Raw genomic sequence first — 19936 nt, 5'->3', positions numbered from 1 at the left:
TCCCCTTGCGTCGTCCGCTTCCTGTGCTGCACCTAAGGTCATCCACGAAGTTCACCGCACTCTTTCTTCCCTCGAGTAACCACTGCTCGAGAAGATTCTAGCTATGTTTTCTCTAATCCCGCATAACGCGACGTTGTAGCACGTATACAGGATGAACTATATACGTTTCCGCACTTAGCCAGCCGGGGCGAAAGAGAATTGAGATACCTAAAGTTACAGTTGTGACGTGCGTGAATATCTTCACAGGCAACAGAAAGGCGCGTTCAAACCATCGATTGACCACGACCCCACCATCACCCAAAATACAAAAGAAAGAGATCCCCCAAAAGCCCCCTGCTACCCGAAGGCAACAGGGGGCTCCTAAAAGCTTTTTTAGAACCGAACTGCAGAGTGGAACGGCATGTAGTCAATAGACGTCTCAGAAAGCGGGGTGCCATAGTTGAGAGCGTGTATGACGGTCCCGTGACCGGTGTAGATACCGACATGGGATGCACCGGCATAGAAGGCGATAATATCGCCGGGCTGAAGCTGGTCACGGGACACCGGGGTGCCCTGAGCAGCCTGCGCATAAGAGGTGCGCGGAATTTGCTTGCCCACCTGCGCATACGCCCAGGTAGTCAGGCCCGAGCAGTCGAAAGCATTGGGGCCAGTTGCACCGTACTGGTACGGCGAACCAAGCTTGGTTGCTGCAGCATCGACGATCTGATTGCCCACAGGCTTTGCCGGCGGAGCAGCAGGAGCGTTGACAGTGGCGGAGTAGTCAACAGTGGCAGCCTGCTGGTTCAGGGAAGGAACCCAATCGGTGATTCCGGGCACCTGGTTGATGTTCGGAACGTTCTCCAGACCCTGCACCTCGAAGGTGATGTTGCTGTTCGGTACGGTAACCTGAGCGGCAGTTGCAGGCTGGGTGATGACGGCCGTCGCACCGACGGCGAGCGCCGAAGCAGCTGAACCGTAACGTACAGCTTTATTCGATGCCTTAGTGTGCTTACCCACGGATGTTTTCTCCAAATTTCTCTTGGGCCCACTGAAAGCCGATTCAATCAGCTTCCAGCTTGCGACGGTCATCCTGGCGGATGACATCCTTCAGGATCCCGTAGCGGGGCTTCGGTTCGTTTGGCGCAAGTGGAAAGGGCATACCCAAACCCACAAAACGCTTTGGTCTCAATTAGGTTACAAAATGGTCACAAACTAACGCAACCCGAAACGCCAACGGCGATGATTTTTACAAACACCCGGCAATAAAAACACTCCTCCAACCACCAAGTAACACTAACCACTTCCACCCCACCACACCCCTAGCCCATGCCCTGAACTGGCATTTACCAGAATTAGCACCGTAGATCCGGTTATGACAACCAACCCTCTTTTATGTGTCATTCCTCACTTTATGGACATCGTGCGGAATATCCCACACACCGCATTCTTGTTAACATTCTCGTTACCTTAGGGCCTCCCACGGCAGTCTCCCCTGCCGTTTGTCTAGGTTTCCCCTTAGCCTCCTGCGTACCATCCACCTGTCCCCTCAGCCACTTCTGCCTCCTAGCCGGCAACCGTAGGCCTGATTCGGCAACCGCCCGCCCAATCCGGCAGCCCTCCCCTTTAGTCAGCGGCTATCCCCTTAGTCGGCTGACTTAGCCGTCCACCTATCGTTCATTGCCCCCGTTGCTTCCTGCAGACCCCGGGGGCAGCCTGAAGGCACCTGTGCCTGAAGGATTTCAATTTGTCGCAGAGTCACCTTTGTCTAGGAGGCTTCTATTCTCGAGGAGCCTTTCAAAATACGAGACTCTTCGTGCTCTATATATATACAGTGGCGGTATGTGTTTTCCGCCGTGGACTAGATGGGATCATCCGTTACAGACATAAAAAGGAGCCCTCGTCACAGAGTGACGAGGGCTCTGGCCTTAGTAGCGAACTACTGGCAGTGTGCCAAGCGCTGAGTGCTACTTAGAGTCGCCGCGACGAAGCACGTTGCGGGAGTCGCCTTCCTCGGCGGCCCTACGGTTGAGCTCAGACAGAGTCTCGAACCGCTCGCGATCGTTCGCTTCCTCGATCTCCTTAGCCTTCGCTGCGATCTCCGGGCTGTCAGCCTTGAGCCAGGAGCCACGACCCGGGCGACCGGAGTAGCCCAGCTGGCTGGCGCGCTTCGGCACAGCAGCACCCTGGTACTCCAGCGGGATCTGGTGACCGTGCTCATCGGTCGGGCCAAGCGGCTGGTGCAGCTCAACGAAGCTGCCCTCAGGCGTCTGGTAAATGACACCAGTCTCCACGCCGTGCTCCAGAACCTTGCGGTCGGAGCGCTGCAGGCCGATGCAGATACGGTAGGTGACGAAGTAGATCACCGGGGGCAGAACCACGAAGCCGATGCGACCAAACCAGGTCATGGCGTTCAGCGAAATCTGCGCGAAGTGAGCGAAGAGGTCGTTGGCACCAGACAGGGTCATAAGGAACCACGCGGCGATTGCGACAACACCGAGCGAGGTGCGCACAGGCACATCGCGGGGGCGCTGCAGGATGTTGTGGTGTGCATCGTCGCCGGTGAATGCCTTCTCAATCCAGGGGTAGCTGAACAGAACGACAACCAGGATGCCAGCAACGAGAGCGACCCAGAACACAGCCGGAATGGTATAGGAACCAAGATACAGCTCCCACGGCGGCATGATACGAGCCAAACCATCTGTCCACAGCATGTAAATATCAGGCTGCGAACCGGCGGAAACCTGTGACGGGTTGTACGGCCCCAGGTTCCAAATCGGGTTAATGGTGAAGATACCGGCGAACAGGGCGAGAACACCGAAGGTGAACAGGCCCATGGAGATAGCCTTGGTACCGAATACGGGCAGAATACGGACGCCGATGACGTTGTTCTCCGTGCGGCCGGGGCCCGGGTACTGCGTGTGCTTCTGGAACCATACAAGTGCAACGTGAGCTGCGATCAGGGCAAGGATAATGCCAGGAACGAGCAGGACGTGTGCGATGTAGAAGCGGTCCAGCATCAGATCAGATGGGAAGTCTCCACCGAAGATGAACCAGTGTGTCCACGTACCGATGATCGGGATGGACAGAATAATCGCGGACATGATTCGCAGGCCGACACCGGAGAGCAGATCGTCCGGGAGGGAGTAACCCATGAAGCCCTCAACCATGCAGAGGAGGAGCAGGGTCACACCGATGAGCCAGTTGGCCTCACGGGGACGACGGAATGCACCGGTGAAGAAGATGCGGAACATGTGGACGAAGATGGCAACGCTGAAGAGCAGAGCAGCCCAGTGGTGCATCTGGCGGATGAAGAGGCCGCCACGAACCTCGAAGGAGAGGTTCAGCGCTGTCTCGTAGGCGCGAGACATCTCGACACCGTTAAGCGGTGCATAAGCACCGTCGTAGATGACCTTCGTAATGGAAGGATCGAAGAACAGTGCGAGGTAGATACCGGTCAGCAGCAGGACGATGAAAGCGTACAGCGCAATCTCGCCGAGCATGAATGACCAGTGGGTGGGGAACACCTTATTGATGTTCGTGCGGATAAACCCGGCGGCACCGTAGCGTTCGTCGACGTTACGAGCACGGGTAGCTAGCTTGTTACTCATGACTCACGCTCCCAGAAGGCCGGGCCAACCGGCTCGCTGAAGTTCCTCGTAGCAACGAGGTAGCCTTCCTCGTCCACCGTGATCGGCAGCTGAGGCAGGGCACGTGCGGCAGGACCAAACACAGGCTTGCCGTAGTGCAAGGCATCGAATTGTGACTGGTGGCACGGGCACAGGATGCGGTTTGTCTGAGCCTCGTAGAGGGAGGTCGGGCAACCGATGTGCGTGCAGATCTTGGAGTAGGCGTAGTAATCACCGAAGTGGTAATCCTCCTGCCCTTCACGCTCGACGACGCGGTTGGCATCTTCGCTACGAAGGCGAATCAGCATAACTGCGTTACGCGGGCCGTGGATCGAGTGCATGTGCTCCTCGTACACGTCCTTGGTCTTGTCGCCGTGGCGGATAACTGCCTCCGGCAGGAGCGGGAAGACCGTCTCCATGCCACCAGCAGCGAGATCCTCCGGACGAACGCGAACCAGGCGAGCCAGGCCGTTGGTGTGGTAGTTGCCGTGCTCATCCTTCTCGGCCGCGATACCAGTGTCGCGACCCAGGTAGATCTTCTCTACCTCGGGGGTGTCGAGCAGGGACCAACCAGAGGTCCACAGCGTGCCGTCACCCTGAATGCCAAGCTTGCCGGGCTTCCACGGATTCTTGATCATGCCACCGAGCGGAGCAATGATCGAAATACCCGCGAGGACTGCTCCGGTGCCGAAGAGGCCCTTGAGTACCTTTCGACGGCCGAGGGAGGAGGTCTCCCACGAATCGTTAAGCAGGGCGGTCAGGGTGCGCTGGTCAACTTCATCTGACGGACCATCGTGGCGCTCCTGCACCGCGATTTCCTCGGGGATGAAACGCTTAATGTACAGCGCGGTGGCGATAGCCAGGGAAATGATGGACAGACCCATCGTTACACCGAGCAACGGTGTGTAGAAGGTGTACCACCACATACCCTCCTGACCGAGGCCCTTGTACTCCCACGGCCAGAAGAGGTAGATCGCGAGGAAAGCAAGTGCGCAAATAATGCCGAGCACCAGCCAGAAACCGACGGTGCGCGATGCGCGCTTCTCAGCCGGATCATTCGTGATCGGGAAGCGTTCCTTGCGGTATGCAATGGTGACGCCATCCATCTCCGTGCCCAGGCGAGCCAGGTCTTCCTGCGACATGTTCTTCAGATCTTCAGAACTGTACTGATTATTTACTGTGTGACTCATGAGCGGCTTCCAATCCACATCGTGAAGCAGACAAGAACTGTGATGCCGACGATCCACATAACCATGCCCTCAGTTACCGGGCCGAGACCACCAATGGTCCAACCACCGGGATTCGGGGTTTCCTTAGCTGCCTTAATGTAAGCGATGATGTCCTTCTTCTCGTTCTCACTCAGCTGGCGATCAGAGAATTTGGGCATATTCTGCGGGCCGGTCAGCATGGCCTGGTAGAGCTCCTGCTCGTTGGCAGGGTCAAGACCAGGTGCGTACTTACCGGAGGAAAGCGCTCCGCCACGACCAGTGAAGTTGTGGCAGGAGGCACAGTTCATACGGAACAGTTCCGAACCGCGGGCGACATCCTCGGGGTGGATCTCACCCTCGGTGGTCGAAGCGCCACGGAGAGATTCCATAGCGATCGAGCCGTCCTCGTTGCGCTTCAGCTCGGGGCCACCACCGTTAGCGGCCACGAAAGCAGCGAGAGCCATCGTCTGAGATTCGTTAAATTTAGCGGGCTTGCGGGCAGCCTGTGCCTCGTTGCGGAGCATCGGCATGCGGCCAGAGTGAACCTGGAAATAGGCTGCACCCTCGCCAACACCGATCAGTGAAGGTCCGCGATCCGCGACACCCTGGAGGTTAGCTCCGTGGCAGTAGACGCAGGAGGTCTCGTAGAGGGACTTACCCTCTACGATGAGGGCCTGCTGATCCTGCTTAGCGGTAGCAACCTGAGCATCGGGAGTCAGGGCACTGGCGAGCAAGCCAGCGCTGGAGAGACCGACGGTAAGGGCAAGGCCACCAGCGGCGGTGCGCCTCATCTTCCGACGGCCCCTAACCTTTTTCGCCTTCTCGGCAGCAGCCGAGTCGGCGTTTCGTGGTGTGGTATCCATCATTTCCCTTTTAACTCGTATGGAAAGTGAATGGCTGTAGGCCGAAATCGCGTCTACGGTTGGCGAGCCTCCCGCAGACCTCAAACGACCAATACGGCCTACTGAATGAAGTAAATAGTGGTGAACAGACCAATCCAGACAACGTCAACGAAGTGCCAGTAGTAGGACACCACCATTGCGGCCGTTGCCTGGGCCGGAGTGAACTTGGCTAGCGATACACGCGTCAAAACCACTACGAAGGCGAGGACGCCAGCCAACACGTGAGCTGCGTGGAAGCCCGTGGTGATGAAGAACACCGAGCCGTAAACGCTGCTCTGGATGGTGAGTCCGTGGCCAACGAGCGTTATGTACTCTTTCATCTGGCCAACAAGGAAGATCGTTCCCATGAGAGCCGAGAGAAGGTACCAACGACGAAGACCAAAGACGTCTCCTCGTTCAGCGGCGAACACGCCCATCTGCGCGGTGAACGAACTTGCCACCAGGATGACCGTGATTGACAGGGCAAACGGCACGTTCAGGTGAGCCGGGCCGTAATCCCATGTACCGCTCTTAAGGCCGTTTGCTCGCGAGACGAAGTACATCGCGAACAAACCAGCAAAGAACATTAACTCTTGAGACAGGAACACAACGGTGCCGACGCTGACCATATTCGGACGGTTCAGCGCCGCAACACGCCGTGGTGCTGCCGTATTATTTCCAACTGCGCTTGTCACAACCATTAGTATTGTCGATTCCGGCCCCTAATTCGACCCGCTCCACCCTCCCATATCGGGCCAATCACAACGAAAGTTGCATACCTGGTTGACGCGCAGGACTCCTCCCCTTCATCTTTTTCGGCGGGGAACTTTTTCCTCCCGTCTCCGACCTCTATATTCCCCCTGCTAGACGGAAGAAGTGGAATCTTATTTTTCTCCACCCCACCGCTCTCCCCATCCACCGAGCAAAAAGTCTGCCAAAAACGCCGGGAATTCTCCCAATTTCACTGTGACATTTCTCACACCGTCGAAACCGGCCAAAAGCCGCCTCTCAAACTTTTGTTTACCCCACACCGACCTGCAGTTTTCCCTGGAAAAGCAAGCCGGTTCACCCCCATATAAATTTTTTCGCGCCACGGGGAACTATTTCCTTTTTCATACGACAAAACCCCCGCCGGAGGGCGGGGGTCTGAAACCTAAGGAGTTCGTCCGCTTTTGCGGATTGTACCTAGCCTTCGCTAAGAGGGACTAGTGGCTTTCCTTCGGGATGCCGTACTGCAGGTTCAACTTGAACACCGTGAAGATCAGGAGCACGGCACCAAGAACGATGAGCCAGTAGTGCATGTAGATGATGCCAAGTCCGAGAACGAGGATCGAACCAGACATTGCGATCGGCCAGATGGAGCTCGTGGAGAAGAAGCCGTACAGGCCGGCACCGTCTTCCGTCTCTGCGTCCTCCCAATCCTCCGGGAGAACGTCCTGGCGAGCTTCCGTGAAGTGGAAGTAGGCGCCAAGCATAAGAGTCATCAGTGCGGATACGACCAGAGCAGTGCCACCACCCCATTCGATTCCGGTGTGGTAGCCGGCGTCCTCAACGTACATAACGGCGAGGAAGTAGATGATGGACATAACCACCAGGAAGATGGTCAAACCGTAGAAAATACGTGCTGTGCTTTTCATTTCTTCTACAGACCTTTCCTATTTGTTTGCCGCGTAATCGAAAGTGTTGGACTCAATGCCACGGGTTCCATCGCGCTCAGTGAGGAACGGGCGGGTACTGGTGGAGTACGGATCTTCACCAATCGCCTTAAGAGCCTCGGAGTTCGGAGCCTCGGGGTTCGCAGTGCGGTACTCAAGGTACTGCTTGAACTTCTCGGGACTGACAACGCGAACCTCAAAGTTCATCATGGCGTGGTAGGTACCACACATCTCAGCGCAGCGACCAACGAATGCGCCCTCCTCCTCGATCTTTTCGATCTGGAAGCGGTTCACCGAGTTGTTAGCCTCGGGGTTAGCGTAGACGTCGCGTTTGAACAGGAACTCAGGAACCCAGAAGGAGTGCGATACGTCCGCAGAAGCGAGACGGAACTCGAGCGGGGTCTGGCTCGGGAGCACGAGAACCGGAACCTCGTTGGATGCACCAACGGTCTCGATCTTGTTGAAGTGGAGGTAGGAGCGATCATCGCGGGACTTGCCGTGAACCGGGCCACCCCACTGGTACTCTTCGCCGTTCGGAAGGTGCTTCGTCTTGATGTTGCCGTCGGCGTCGCGCTCGTAAGCGGACTCCTCAGCTGCCTTCGTCCTAGCCTCATCGGTTCCGACGTAGTCCTGACCGGTCGGGGAAAGGTCAGCTGCAACGTTGGCGTAGCCGAACTTCCAGTTCCACTGGAAGCCAGTGATATCCACCGTCACCTTCGGGTTTTTATCCAGAGCGTTGACCTGATCCTGAGCCTGCACCGTGAAGAAGAACAGCACAGAGACGATGGTGATCGGGATAATTGTCAGGACGATTTCCAGCGGGATATTGTACTGCAGCTGCTTCGGGAGCTCACCCTTACCGGCCTTCTTTGCGCGCTTGGCGGTGTTAAAGAAAACGTTCCACAACATCAACGCCCACATAATGATGCCGATCGTCCAGGCGGTTACCCAAACCCAGACCCAGAAGTTTCCGACCTCGGTCGCCTCCGGCGTAATGCCCTCTGGCCAGCCCATGCGCAGGAATTTTCCTACAGCGCCACCAGGAGGAGTTACATCACAACCAGCGAGCGCAAGGCCGCTGGCACCGAGCATTCCAGCCAGCAGCATGTTGCGGCCAAAACCGCGCTTCTTTCGCTGTTCCACGTGTGTCTGCCTTCCTATGTACAAAACTCATAGAACTCTCAAAGGTTCATTTCTATCTATGCAGCGTATCGCAAATGGAAACAGAATCCACACCGTTTACAGGGTGGATTCGGTATCAATCGAAAGTACGTTTTCGCTCTTCACACGGCACGGCGCTGCATGTTTACCGCCTCCGCCACGGCTACCCGAGCCTCAACCGTGACCCAGGTCACAAATGTCTCGCCGATCGTCTACCCATGAACGGGTGTAGCCCAAAGGTTGAAGGTGTAGCCCCAAGGTTGGTTTTGGCTACCTACAAGCAATTCTGCACCATTCCAACCCCACATTCCAGACATCTGACCCCACTTCGATTCCGCAGCGCCCCCTCCCTCGCGCCGATATCCGGGCACCGTCCCACAGGATCCTTGCCCCTACCTCCCGTAGGCAGAGATCCGTGAGGAGAACCTCGTGGTGCGTAATGTGACGGCGCGGCGTGTGACGGCACGACACGTGACGGCGCGACACTGGCGGCGCGACACTGGCGGCGCGCGTGTAAGGGAATAGTCAGTTGCACGGACGAGCCGGACGCTGAGGAGAGGGAAGCTAAAGCCTCTCCCGCGTCACGGGTAGACTTTCCCTACAGTTCGGCAGCCGGTCCCACAACGTACCGCTGCCACCCCCCTCGCCGGTAAATAGGTGAGGTAAGAAAGCTTCGATTAATTGTTAAAGGAGATCTCAACCGCATGTGTGGACTTTTGGGTTTACTTGTCCCGTCTGGGAACTCAAGCGAGTTAGTGCCGGCGGTAGAGCGGGCGCTTCCCTGCATGTATCACCGTGGGCCCGACGCAGTCGGAACCTGGAACGACGACCACGTGGTATTCGGATTCAACCGGCTCTCCATCATCGATCTCGCACACTCGCACCAGCCGCTGCAGTGGGGCCCAGAAGATAACCCGACGCGGTACACAATGACCTTCAACGGCGAGATCTACAACTACATCGAGTTGCGGGAAGAGCTCTCTGCTTTGGGTTATACCTTTAATACTGAAGGTGACGGAGAACCGATTGTCGTCGGCTACCACCACTGGGGTGAAGATGTTGTCACTCATCTGCGTGGCATGTTCGCCATCGTCATCTGGGATTCGGAAAAGCAGACCGTGTTCGCTGCCCGCGACCAGTTTGGCATCAAGCCGCTGTACATCGCACAGACTGAAGTCGGCACTGTCTTTTCATCTGAGAAGAAATCCATCCTCGAGATGGCTCCGGAGCTGGGACTCGATCTTTCCCTCGATCGGCGAGCCCTGGAACACTACGTTGACCTCCAGTACGTGCCGGAGCCCGAAAGCCTCCATGCCAATATCCGTCGCGTGGAGTCGGGTTGTTCCGTCACCTTGTCGGTTACTGATTCCGCTATCAACCAACAGCGCCACTTCGAGCCGAAGTTCAACGTCACTCCTGTGCCTGCCGGTGAAGAGCAGAAACTTTTTGATTCGATCGCGAAGGCGCTGGAAGACAGTGTCGAGAAGCACATGCGCGCTGACGTTACTGTCGGGTCTTTCCTCTCCGGTGGCATCGACTCCACCGCGATCGCTGCTCTTGCAAAGCGCCACAACCCGAACCTGCTCACCTTTACCACCGGGTTCGAACGGGAAGGCTATTCAGAAGTTGATGTTGCTGCGGAATCTGCCGAAGCGATTGGCGTTGAGCATATCGTCAAGATTGTTTCGCCGGAAGAGTACGCAGAGGCCTTCCCGCGCATCATCTGGTACCTCGATGACCCTGTCGCCGACCCCTCGCTCGTGCCGCTGTATTTTGTTGCAGCCGAGGCTCGCAAGCACGTTAAAGTGGTCCTGTCAGGCGAAGGCTCGGACGAGTTGTTCGGTGGCTACACCATCTACAAGGAGCCCCTTTCTCTCAAGCCATTCGAGTACGTCCCGGGTCCTCTCCTTAAGGGTCTGCGCGCAGTGGGTAAAGCGTTGCCGGATGGAGTCCGTGGCAAGTCACTCCTTCTCCGTGGCACCCAGCCGATGGAGACGCGCTACTACGGCAACGCGCGCTCCTTTAACTTCGAACAGATCAAGCGCGTCATGCCCTGGGCGAAGCCGGAGTGGGATCACCGCGAGGTGACCGCGCCGATTTACGCCAAGTCCCGTGACATGGATCCGGTAGCCCGGATGCAGCACCTTGATTTGTTCACGTGGCTGCGGGGCGACATCCTTGTTAAGGCCGACAAGATCACGATGGCCAATTCGCTGGAGTTGCGTGTCCCGTTCCTTGACCGGGAGGTGTTCCGCGTTGCCGAGCACATTCCGCACACGCTGAAGGTCTCGCACGGAACGACGAAGTATGCGTTGCGCCAGGCACTCAAACAGATCGTTCCTGCGCACGTTCTCAACAGGAAGAAGCTGGGCTTCCCGGTACCGATGAAGTACTGGCTGGCAGGCGACGAGCTGTACGGGTGGGCAAAGGAACAGATCACGGCATCGCAAACCGATCATCTCTTTGATAAGTCTGCGGTTCTTGCCATGTTGGAGGAGCACCGGCGTGGCGAGGCCGAACACTCCCGCCGTCTCTGGACGATCATTTCATTCATGATCTGGCACGGAATTTTCGTCGAAAAGCGAATCGACCCAGGTGTAGAGCGCCGCGAGTACCCCGTAGAACTCTAAACAGAATGGAAAATGCCCCTGGTGGACGTACACCAGGGGCATTGTGTTTGGCTACGCGTAACGAGTGGTTTCGTTACCAGAGCGTGGAGTTAGTGGAAGGAGTCACCACATGCACACGTCGAGGTTGCGTTTGGGTTATCGATGGTGAACCCCTGCGCCTCAATCGTATCGGCGTAATCGATAGTGGAACCGGCAAGGTACGGGGCGCTCATACGATCAACAGCAAGCTTCACACCGCCGAACTCGTCGACAGTATCACCATCGAGCTCGCGGTCGTCGAAGAACAGCTGGTAGCGAAGACCCGAGCAGCCACCGGGCTGAACTGCGATGCGGAGGCGGAGATCGTCACGACCTTCCTGGTCGATGAGTGCTTTTGCCTTAGCAGCGGCAGCGTCGGTGAGGGTAACCCCCGTGGTAGACGGTGCAGTCATAGTTTTTCTCCTCTTTAAAAGTCTTGGACTACAGAGCCTGAGCAGCCATAGTGCCGGGCACCAATGTGGCAGGCCCGCAAACCCAAACGTTTTCGTGTCACCTACCGTAACACGTCCGTCAATCCCCCTATTCCGCGCCGTCGGCAATAGAGGCCCTGGAAGACTACCACCGGTACGAGCCCACGTTAGCCCGGACAGGTGTGACCTAGTAGCCTTATGTTTCGTGAGTTCATCGAAGTACCTAAACCTCCTCCGGAACAAGAAGACCAACACGGAGGCTCAGACCGATCTGCCCGCCGACGCGGATAAGCAGAAAGATTCTGCCCCCTCGGATACACCCGCCAAGCCGAAGAAGAAGGGGAAACAGGCCCCGAACCCCAAGGCTTTCACCCCGAAGAAGGGGCACGCAACGCCGAAGCGCAAGGACGTTGAGCGTGAGCGTGGCATCAATACCGGCCCCGTGGACGCGCCTGCCTCCTACTCCGAAATGCGACGCCGCCGTAAGGAAATGAAGGCCTCCATGACTAAGGAGGAGTACAAGGCGTACAAGCAGAAGGAGCGCGCTCAGCGCAACGCTCGCAACAAGGAAATCCAGGACAAGATGGATGCCGGCGAGGAACAGTATCTGCTCGAGCGCGACCGCGGCCCCGAGCGTCGTTTCCTGCGCGATTGGGTTGATTCCCGGCATATGCTGAGCTCTTGGCTCATGCCTGTGATGCTCGTTCTCCTGGTATTCATGTTTATCGGCCTGCGCCAGCCGATGATCTCCAACACCGCATCGATCGTTGGCATGATCATCATGCTGATCTTCCTCATCGAGGGCATCTACCAGGGGCGCAAGGCCACCCGCGCGGTGCGGGAGCACTTCCCCAACTCCACGCTGAAGGGCTGGACGCTGGGGTTCTACGCCTGGACTCGCGCCTCGCAGCCTCGCCGCCTACGCACCCCGAAGCCGCAGGTTGAGGCCGGGACCAACATCGACTAATGATCACGCTGGTGCTTGGTGGGGCGCGTTCGGGAAAGTCCGTCTTCGCTGAACGGCTTGCCGCGCAGCGCGCTTCGCGCCCTGACACGGTGACATACGTGGCCACAGCGCGCCCGCTCATCTCGCCGGACCCCGATTTTGACGAGCGAATCCGTGCGCATCGCGCCCGCCGCCCGAGCCCGTGGCACACGGAGGACGAGGAGGATCTCGTCCCCTATCTTGCGCACCCCTCCGGGCTGTCGCTTGTCGACGATCTGGGGACCTGGCTTACTCACCGCTTTGACGTCACCTCGTGGGACGAGCCTCCGCAGCAGGCGATCGATGAACTTATTGCTGCGCTGACGGCTCTGCCCTCCACTTCGGATATCATTCTCGTTTCCCCAGAGGTGGGGCTGTCGGTTGTGCCGGAGCATCGCTCAGCACGATTGTTCCGCGATACCTGCGGGCTGATGAATTCCCGGGTAGCAGAGTGCGCGCACGAGGTTTTCTTCGTTGCTGCCGGTCTGCCGCTCAAACTCAAACCGGCCACCCCACTGACTTAGGATTGATTGCATGGAATCAACGGATTTCTTTTCTCACGTGCCTGATCTGTCCGCCGCTGCCCGCGCGAAGGCGTGGAAAGTACAGAGCCAGCTGACCAAACCACCGGGCTCGCTCGGCCGCCTGGAAGAGATCGGTGCCTGGATGGCCTCAGTACAGGACGCGGTTCCTCCCCGCGCCATTAAGAAGCCCCGCGTCGTGGTGTTTGCTGGTGATCATGGCATTGCCGCTCGCGGTGTGAGCAATTTTGACCCGATCGTGTCGATCCAGACATTCGACAATATCGCGGAGGGCGGTGCCGGCGTGTGCGCGCTGGCTGCAACACACGGGGTGGAAATCCGCCTGGTCGATATCTCCCTCGACCGGGAATCCACGGACCCGCACCACGTACGCCGGTCCAGCGGGGCGATCGACGTGGAGGATGCGATGAGCGAGGACGAACTCGCCGCAGCGTTGAACGCCGGAATAGACATCGCCAACGAGGAAATAGACGGGGGCGCCGACATCCTCATCCCCGGCGATCTCGGCATCGGCAACACGACCATCGCCGCCGCCCTCATCGGCGCGTACACACGAACCGAGCCGGTAAAGGTCACCGGGCGCGGCTCAGGAATTGACGACGCGACCTGGAAGCCCAAGGTCGCCGCCGTCCGCGATGCCATGTTCCGCGCCCGCCCCTTCGGGCGTGATCCGTTTAAGGTGCTGGCGGCCATCGGCTCCCCTGACATCGCTGCTATGGCAGCCTTTATGGCCCAGGCTGCTTCTCGACGCATTCCTGTCATCCTCGACGGTGCAATCGTTACGGCCGCTGGCCTGTGGGCAAACCGCCTGGCTCCCGGCGCGTCATCGTTCTGGATTGCCGGCCACCGCTCTCCCGAACCCGCCCACGGCTACGCACTGCGAGAGCTCGAACTCACGCCCATCCTCGATCTGGGGATGCGCCTGGGCGAGGGTTCCGGTGCAGTGGAGGCACTCCCCCATATTCGCGCCGCAGTCAACATTTTCCACCACATGGCAACGTTCGCCGACGCTGGTGTGAACACGGCCTTCCACAGCTAGGAGGCGTGCATAAAAGGTGAGTGGCAAAGCAGGTCCCGGCGATAACCCCGCGCGTTCAGGTCACGTGTCTGTTGTGTGGGAGGCTATCTCTACGGCACTCAGCTGGATGACGGTCTTCCCCTTCGCTGGGGCGCGGACCTTCGATCGCACGACGGGTGCGCGCGCCATGGCGGCGCTCCCCGTCGCCGGAATCGTTATCGGCGTATGCAGCGCTGTCCTCTTTTTTGCGCTGCGTCACTCACCACTTCTTGCCGCGGCACTTGCGCTTGCCGTTGCTGAGCTCTGCACTCGCTTCATGCATGCCGACGCGCTTGCCGATGTTGCCGACGCACTGGGCTCCTACGCCCAGCCGGACAAGGCTCGCGAGATCCTTCACGATTCGCGTTCTGGTGCCTTCGCCATCGGAGCGCTCGCCATGGTGTACATCGTGCAATTCGCCGCCTTCGCATCCGTGCCGTCGCCGTGGTTCGTCTTCTTCTCGTTATGGGCCGGTCGCATCGCAGGCCAGGTTCCAGCGACCGGTGGCTTTGCACCGTTTTCAGAATCCGGATTCGGTGGCCTCATCATCGGCACAGTCCACTGGTGGTGGATCGCCGTATGGTGGGCGATTCTCAGTGGCTTTTCGCTCGCCGTTGCGGGTCCATGGATTGCTCTGGCATCCGCCATTGCGCTCGCTTTAAGCTACTGGTTCAGTACGCACATGTCCCGGCGTTTCGACGGTCTCAACGGCGACTGCGTGGGCTCCTGTGTTCTCCTTGGCACCACGGCTACTGCCGCCCTCGCTGCTATTTTCAGCTCTCTGTAACACATACATCCCGCCTTCGCTTCCTCCTGGACGCCTACAGGCACACTCCGACCCGCATTTTCGGTGTCGGCACAGATGGCAACTACACTCTGGCACGTGCGATGGTTAGTGGTTGCACCGCTTTCGGTGCTCTTGGGGTACGTGTTGAGCCGCGCATCGGTGCCGGCAGCGTGGATCATTGGACCGCTGGTAGTGTCAGCGGCCTGCGCTTTGCTGACTAAAAAGGAGCTTCCCCTTAACCGCTATCTGTTTCGGTTTTCCCGCGGCACGATCGGAATCCTCGCTGCTCTTCCCCTCGTCACCGTCGGCTGGCGGGAGTTCGTGACGTACCTGCTGCCAGGGCTATTTACCGCTACCTTTACCATCCTGTTGGCCATTATTGGCGGAACCATCATGGGAAAAACGCACAAGCAAATCGGGCTTGAATCCGGCATTATGTCGATGCTCGCAGGGGGTGCATCCGTCATGCCCATCATCGCCAAAGAAGTAGGAGCTGACTACCGCTACGTCGCGCTCAACCAGTACCTCCGCTTGCTTACCGTGTCTGTCTCTTTGCCGCTCGTGGCGGGCTGGCTCATGACAACGGAGAGCGCCCCCGCTGGACACCCTGCTCCACCCGAGCCCGCAGGTTGGGTCGGCCTCGCGATCATTATTGCCGTGGCGATGGGTGCGGAGTCCGTTGCTCGTTTCCTCCATATCCCTTCCCCCTCGATCATTGGGCCGATCCTCGTGATGATCATCGTCGCGTCTGCGATCCCGGATTCGGTCTCCTTGTATCCACCAGAAGTGATGCGGATCATCGCTTTCCTCGTCGTCGGATGGATGTGCGGAGGCTCCCTCTCCCTCACCTCCCTGAAGACGTTCTCTGCTCTCCTCCCGATTACGCTCACATTCGTCGGTGTCCTCATTGGTGCATGTGCTCTCATCGCGTGGCCCCTCACGGAATGGCTAGACATCACGTACTTTGAAGCCTATCTCGCAACCACCCCGGGGGCTCTAGACACGGTTCTGGCGCTTACATCAGAGAGCGGATCCGGTGCGGTCGTCGTCACTATGCAGGTGATTCGGCTGCTCTGCATTGTGGTTTTTGCCGGCTACCTGCCCCAATTTCTCCGTCTCTACCGGCGTTTTGTGCGATAAAAAAGTGGTACCCAAAAACGGGTACCACTTTCATCGCTCTTCGCGTGCAACTAGCTCACTCTCTCCCGGCCAGATCGAACGAGATCGTGTGAGTGGGTGCAACTGCTAGGCGAGCTGATCCATCCATCCGTGGGTATCGTCAATATCGCCATGCTGGATTCCGGTCAGGTGCTCGCGAAGCTGCATCGTGACCTTGCCTGCCTCTCCGTTGTTGACGGTAAAGGAGCCGTGGGCGCTCTTGACCTCGCCGACGGGCGTGATGACAGCAGCCGTGCCGCAGGCGAAGGACTCCACCATGGCACCGGACTTCACGTCGTTTTCCCAATCGTCTTTGGAGATCCGTCGCTCATCGGTGTCGTAGCCAAGGTCGCGGGCGACCTGCAACAGCGAGTCGCGTGTCACGCCGGGCAGCAGCGAACCGGAAAGAGCGGGGGTGACAACGGAGGTCTTGTCGCCATCGGAGTACACGAACATGAGGTTCATGCCGCCCATTTCTTCGATGTATGTACGTTCGGTCGCATCCAACCACACAACCTGATCGCAGCCCTTCTCTTCTGCCTGCGATTGTGCGAGCAGGGAGCCTGCGTAGTTGCCAGCAAACTTGGCGGCTCCAGTCCCGCCGGGGGCGGCGCGGACGTAGTCCTCGCAGAGCCACACGGAGACAGGCTTAACGCCACCGGAGAAGTAGGCGCCAGCGGGTGAGGCGATGAGCACATAGCGGTATGCGTTGGCCGGGTGGACGCCGAGGGAGTTTTGCGTGGAGATCATGAAGGGGCGCAGGTAGAGGGATTCTTCGCCACCTGCGGCGGGTACCCAGCGCTTGTCGATTTCGACGATTTGGCGCAGGGACTCGATGAATACGTCCTCCGGCAGCTCCGGCATGGCCAAACGCTGTGCGGATCGCTGGAACCTGCGTGCGTTCTGCTCAGGACGGAAGGTGTAGACGTGGCCGTCAGCGTGACGGTAGGCCTTGAGGCCCTCAAAGATCGCCTGCCCGTAGTGGAAAACGGTGCAGGCAGGCTCGAGGGAAATCGGCTCGTACGGGCGGACCTGAGCATCGTGCCAACCTTTGTCTTCCGACCAGTCGATGGTGACCATATGATCGGTGAAGAAGTTACCAAATCCGGGCTTTTCCAAGACCTTAGCGATCTCTTCGTCGGTTGCCGGATGAGGGTTCTGGTGAATTGTAAAGGAAAGTGAAGCCATAGCCACACAATACACCCCTTCCCGCCTAATGGGAACCATCCTTCACATAGTGAGACAAAAATCCGGCACGGGTAATGATCCTTCCTGGTAGCCACCGACACTTTGTACACTGGCTACAACCGGACCGGTTCACCCGTCCACTCATTTTCCCATTTTCGCACAAATATTGGAGGAGTACAGATGGCTAAGGTCACTTTCCCGCAGGGGCACATTGTTTCCGTCGCGGCAGGAAAGAAGATTCCAAAAGATGTTGAAGTAGTTGTCACCGGCTTATTTGCAGATGACGCAACAAAGACCAAGAAGAGGGACGAAATCACCTCCGCTCTCGTTGCAGTTGGACACGCTGGGAAATGGGGCCGTACCCGCACAGTCGCCACCAAGGAACACCTTGTTGTGGGGGTGGGGCTAGGCAAGCGCGCCGAGTTCACCCAGGACAAACTTCGTCAGGCCGCTGCCATCGGCGCTAAGCACCTAGGAGATGCAACCCGCGCCGCTACCACACTTGCCACTATCCCTGTCGAAGCCTCCGCCGAGGTTTCCAACGCGGCCGCCGTCGCCGAGGGATTCATCCTCGGTTCTTACTCGTTCGACGGGCTAAAGACTGCTCCGGATACGCACACCGACTGTGAAGTCACCATCGTCGGTGGCACCAAGAAGGACATAGCTGCAGCCTCCGTCCGCGCACGCGCCGTCGTACTCACCCGCGACCTGGTGAACACCCCCTCCTCACACCTTTACCCGGAAACCTACGCGGCCAGGGTAAAGAAGCTGGCTAAAAACCTCAGTGTTGAGATCCTCGAACCGGAAGAACTGGAAAAGCGAGGGTTTGGCGGAATCCTCGCCGTCGGCGGTGGCTCCTCACGCTCGCCCCGCATGGTGTCCGTTTCCTATAAGGCAGGAAAAGGTCTCCCGAGCATCGGTCTCATAGGCAAAGGCATCACATTCGACACCGGCGGTATCTCCATCAAGCCGTCGGCGGGAATGGATGACATGATTTCCGACATGGGTGGGTCAGCAGCCGTATTCGCCACGGTTCTCGCGGCAGCAGAGCTGGAGCTCACCATCAACGTCACTGCATACCTCCCCCTGGCAGAAAACATGCCTGGTGGCGCAGCCTACCGCCCCGGCGATGTCATCACCCACTTTGGTGGACTCACCAGCGAGATCCGCAACACCGACGCAGAGGGGCGCCTGGTGCTTGCCGACGGCCTCGCCTACGCCTCCACTAAAGGTCACGATTACCTCATCGACGTTGCTACACTCACCGGCGCGCAGATCGTCGCACTCGGCAACCGCACAGCGGGTGTCATGGGGACGGAGGACTTCCGCGACCTCATTGCAGAAACCGGGCGCGCTGTTGGTGAGGATGCCTGGGCGATGCCGATTACGGAGGAAGTCCGGTCAACGATGGACTCGGATGTCGCCGATGTGCGCAACATGGGTGAACGACCGGGTGGCATGCTCTCAGCGGCCGCCTACCTCGAGCACTTTGTGCCGAAGGACACTCCGTGGGCGCACATTGACATCGCTGGCCCGTCCTACAACACAGGGGCCTCCTGGGGCTACACCCCAAAGCGTGGCACAGGCGTCCCCGTCCGCACGCTTGTAGCGACGCTGGAAAGGCTAGCAAAGAATAAGAAGTAAGTATGCCCGCTCAGGTCGCGCCCGTCTGGGCGCGACCTTTTTTATTCCCCGTCGGGCGAATCTTGTTGGAGCTTCGCCTTCCGTTCGCGGTACTCCAGACGTTTACGGATGAGACGATCCTTTTCAATTCGATCCCGCATCCGCTGCGGATAACCTGCCTCCTCCACATCGTAAATGTCGATCCCCAGCCTTTTCGCAACCACATCGATCCCCTTGGGCCCACCGATCTTTCTCCGAATATGGTCTCCCCCTTCGTCGACAAGCACAATAGACATCTCGTTAACGAACGTCTCGGGTTCGATGAACCCCTCTACATACCCCCTCGGTGCTGCCCAACGCTCGAGAGCGACTAGATCAGGCTCACGAATTGTGCTACCGGGAGCCCGTTTCACGCGCTTATCCGTAGCCTTTTTCTTACCCTTTGAAAGAAAGCCAAACACACTACGACTTTAACCGATACAGGGTCTGACAAACCAGACTGCCGCCAGAACCGCGCAAGCGCTGTGCATAAGCCGAATCCTATGCAGAACAAACCACCGCACTACACCCTCCTAGGGGTAGATGCCGGGTGTATACAAGGGATTTGCACGAACGCCGGTGTGTGCACGGGGTGGGGCTATAGGCTTACAATGGTGAAAACGCGTAGGACTACAGCTCAAGGAGTATGACGAAAATGGCCACTTCTGTGGAGATGCCCGAGCTGGGCGAATCAGTAACCGAAGGCACCATCACCACGTGGTTGAAGGAGGTTGGTGACACCGTCGAGGTAGACGAACCGTTACTCGAGGTCTCCACCGACAAGGTAGACACCGAAATCCCCTCACCCGTTGCAGGCGTACTCATTAAGGTACTCGCCGAAGAAGACGATACCGTCGAGGTAGGCGACATTATTTGCGAGATCGGCGAAGAGGGCGAGGAGCCCGCCGAGAAGGACGATGCGCCCACTGAGGAGCCGGAAGAGGAAGAAGAGCCCGCCAAGGAGGAGA

General features: G+C 58.2%; 18 protein-coding genes. 8 read left to right on the top strand and 10 right to left on the bottom strand.

Going from position 1 to position 19936, the window contains the following annotated elements:
• Positions 1-372 precede the first annotated feature (372 nt).
• The 7 genes from HMPREF3044_RS02220 to HMPREF3044_RS02190 form a co-directional block, all read right to left on the bottom strand.
• Positions 373-996 (bottom strand): C40 family peptidase, encoded by a 624-nt coding sequence (locus tag HMPREF3044_RS02220; RefSeq protein ID WP_034989501.1) that lies wholly within the window; start codon positions 994-996, stop codon positions 373-375.
• A gap of 947 nt (positions 997-1943) precedes the next feature.
• Positions 1944-3587 carry a cytochrome bc1 complex cytochrome b subunit gene (locus HMPREF3044_RS02215; RefSeq protein ID WP_005395484.1) on the bottom strand — a complete coding sequence of 548 codons (1644 nt, stop codon included), beginning with the start codon at positions 3585-3587 and terminating at the stop codon, positions 1944-1946.
• Entirely contained in the window at positions 3584-4795 is a 1212-nt protein-coding gene (locus HMPREF3044_RS02210) for a cytochrome bc1 complex Rieske iron-sulfur subunit (protein WP_005389434.1), read from the bottom strand. Before HMPREF3044_RS02210 ends, HMPREF3044_RS02215 begins: the two co-directional genes overlap by 4 nt.
• On the bottom strand, positions 4792-5676 hold the full coding sequence (locus tag HMPREF3044_RS02205; protein ID WP_034989499.1) for a cytochrome bc1 complex diheme cytochrome c subunit: 885 nt from the start codon (positions 5674-5676) through the stop codon (positions 4792-4794). The genes HMPREF3044_RS02210 and HMPREF3044_RS02205 overlap by 4 nt, the downstream gene beginning before the upstream one ends.
• Before the next feature lie 98 nt (positions 5677-5774).
• Positions 5775-6389, bottom strand: coding sequence for an aa3-type cytochrome oxidase subunit III (locus HMPREF3044_RS02200; protein ID WP_141759623.1), 615 nt, complete (start codon positions 6387-6389; stop codon positions 5775-5777).
• A 510-nt stretch (positions 6390-6899) separates the two neighbouring features.
• The gene (locus HMPREF3044_RS02195) at positions 6900-7331 is read right to left on the bottom strand and encodes an aa3-type cytochrome oxidase subunit IV (RefSeq protein WP_005389430.1); all 432 of its coding nucleotides are present in this window, start codon (positions 7329-7331) and stop codon (positions 6900-6902) included.
• A gap of 18 nt (positions 7332-7349) precedes the next feature.
• Complete coding sequence (locus HMPREF3044_RS02190) at positions 7350-8492, bottom strand: aa3-type cytochrome oxidase subunit II (protein ID WP_034989460.1); 1143 nt, start codon at positions 8490-8492, stop codon at positions 7350-7352.
• 722 nt (positions 8493-9214) lie between these two features.
• Here HMPREF3044_RS02190 and asnB point away from each other — a divergent pair.
• Positions 9215-11140, top strand: a complete 1926-nt coding sequence (asnB, locus tag HMPREF3044_RS02185) for an asparagine synthase (glutamine-hydrolyzing) (RefSeq protein ID WP_034989458.1) — start codon at positions 9215-9217, stop codon at positions 11138-11140.
• A gap of 89 nt (positions 11141-11229) precedes the next feature.
• On the opposite strand, the gene erpA is transcribed toward asnB, so the two are convergent.
• Complete coding sequence (erpA, locus tag HMPREF3044_RS02180; protein ID WP_005389426.1) at positions 11230-11571, bottom strand: iron-sulfur cluster insertion protein ErpA; 342 nt, start codon at positions 11569-11571, stop codon at positions 11230-11232.
• Positions 11572-11794: 223 nt separating this feature from the next.
• Here erpA and HMPREF3044_RS02175 point away from each other — a divergent pair, with 223 nt between their 5' ends.
• From HMPREF3044_RS02175 to HMPREF3044_RS02155, 5 genes are all read left to right on the top strand, one after another.
• A complete protein-coding gene (locus tag HMPREF3044_RS02175) occupies positions 11795-12556 on the top strand; it encodes a DUF3043 domain-containing protein (protein WP_070739113.1) in 762 nt (253 codons plus the stop codon).
• Positions 12556-13098: a bifunctional adenosylcobinamide kinase/adenosylcobinamide-phosphate guanylyltransferase gene (locus tag HMPREF3044_RS02170; protein ID WP_005389424.1), complete on the top strand. Its 543-nt coding sequence runs from the start codon at positions 12556-12558 to the stop codon at positions 13096-13098. The genes HMPREF3044_RS02175 and HMPREF3044_RS02170 overlap by 1 nt, the downstream gene beginning before the upstream one ends.
• Positions 13099-13108: 10 nt before the next feature.
• Positions 13109-14155 carry a nicotinate-nucleotide--dimethylbenzimidazole phosphoribosyltransferase gene (gene cobT / locus HMPREF3044_RS02165; protein WP_005389422.1) on the top strand — a complete coding sequence of 349 codons (1047 nt, stop codon included), beginning with the start codon at positions 13109-13111 and terminating at the stop codon, positions 14153-14155.
• 16 nt (positions 14156-14171) lie between these two features.
• Positions 14172-14960 (top strand): adenosylcobinamide-GDP ribazoletransferase, encoded by a 789-nt coding sequence (locus HMPREF3044_RS02160; RefSeq protein ID WP_005389420.1) that lies wholly within the window; start codon positions 14172-14174, stop codon positions 14958-14960.
• A 75-nt stretch (positions 14961-15035) separates the two neighbouring features.
• Positions 15036-16100, top strand: a complete 1065-nt coding sequence (locus tag HMPREF3044_RS02155) for an AbrB family transcriptional regulator (protein WP_005389418.1) — start codon at positions 15036-15038, stop codon at positions 16098-16100.
• Between the two features lie 105 nt (positions 16101-16205).
• Here the strand turns inward: HMPREF3044_RS02155 and HMPREF3044_RS02150 are convergent, their stop codons facing one another.
• Positions 16206-17306 carry a branched-chain amino acid aminotransferase gene (locus tag HMPREF3044_RS02150; RefSeq protein ID WP_005389415.1) on the bottom strand — a complete coding sequence of 367 codons (1101 nt, stop codon included), beginning with the start codon at positions 17304-17306 and terminating at the stop codon, positions 16206-16208.
• A gap of 180 nt (positions 17307-17486) precedes the next feature.
• Here HMPREF3044_RS02150 and HMPREF3044_RS02145 point away from each other — a divergent pair, with 180 nt between their 5' ends.
• A complete protein-coding gene (locus HMPREF3044_RS02145) occupies positions 17487-18950 on the top strand; it encodes a leucyl aminopeptidase (protein WP_005395476.1) in 1464 nt (487 codons plus the stop codon).
• 41 nt (positions 18951-18991) lie between these two features.
• Here HMPREF3044_RS02145 and HMPREF3044_RS02140 read toward each other — a convergent pair whose 3' ends face one another.
• A complete protein-coding gene (locus tag HMPREF3044_RS02140; protein WP_070739111.1) occupies positions 18992-19390 on the bottom strand; it encodes an oxidoreductase in 399 nt (132 codons plus the stop codon).
• Between the two features lie 233 nt (positions 19391-19623).
• Between HMPREF3044_RS02140 and HMPREF3044_RS02135 the strand changes: the two genes are divergently transcribed.
• A partial coding sequence (locus tag HMPREF3044_RS02135) for a biotin/lipoyl-containing protein (protein WP_305764099.1) occupies positions 19624-19936 on the top strand: 313 nt, incomplete at its 3' end.

Source organism: Corynebacterium sp. HMSC073D01, assembly GCF_001815555.1.
In the GTDB taxonomy this organism is placed as follows: Bacteria; Actinomycetota; Actinomycetes; order Mycobacteriales; family Mycobacteriaceae; genus Corynebacterium; species Corynebacterium glucuronolyticum.
This window is presented reverse-complemented; position numbering and strand designations above follow the sequence as displayed.

Coding starts and splice junctions, on each gene's coding strand:
- erpA (WP_005389426.1), bottom strand. CDS start 11,571: ATGACTGCACCGTCTACCACGGGGGTTACCCTCACCGACGCTGCCGCT.
- HMPREF3044_RS02150 (WP_005389415.1), bottom strand. CDS start 17,306: ATGGCTTCACTTTCCTTTACAATTCACCAGAACCCTCATCCGGCAACC.
- HMPREF3044_RS02210 (WP_005389434.1), bottom strand. CDS start 4,795: ATGAGTCACACAGTAAATAATCAGTACAGTTCTGAAGATCTGAAGAAC.
- HMPREF3044_RS02195 (WP_005389430.1), bottom strand. CDS start 7,331: ATGAAAAGCACAGCACGTATTTTCTACGGTTTGACCATCTTCCTGGTG.
- HMPREF3044_RS02170 (WP_005389424.1), top strand. CDS start 12,556: ATGATCACGCTGGTGCTTGGTGGGGCGCGTTCGGGAAAGTCCGTCTTC.
- HMPREF3044_RS02205 (WP_034989499.1), bottom strand. CDS start 5,676: ATGGATACCACACCACGAAACGCCGACTCGGCTGCTGCCGAGAAGGCG.
- HMPREF3044_RS02145 (WP_005395476.1), top strand. CDS start 17,487: ATGGCTAAGGTCACTTTCCCGCAGGGGCACATTGTTTCCGTCGCGGCA.
- HMPREF3044_RS02215 (WP_005395484.1), bottom strand. CDS start 3,587: ATGAGTAACAAGCTAGCTACCCGTGCTCGTAACGTCGACGAACGCTAC.
- HMPREF3044_RS02155 (WP_005389418.1), top strand. CDS start 15,036: ATGGCAACTACACTCTGGCACGTGCGATGGTTAGTGGTTGCACCGCTT.
- cobT (WP_005389422.1), top strand. CDS start 13,109: ATGGAATCAACGGATTTCTTTTCTCACGTGCCTGATCTGTCCGCCGCT.
- asnB (WP_034989458.1), top strand. CDS start 9,215: ATGTGTGGACTTTTGGGTTTACTTGTCCCGTCTGGGAACTCAAGCGAG.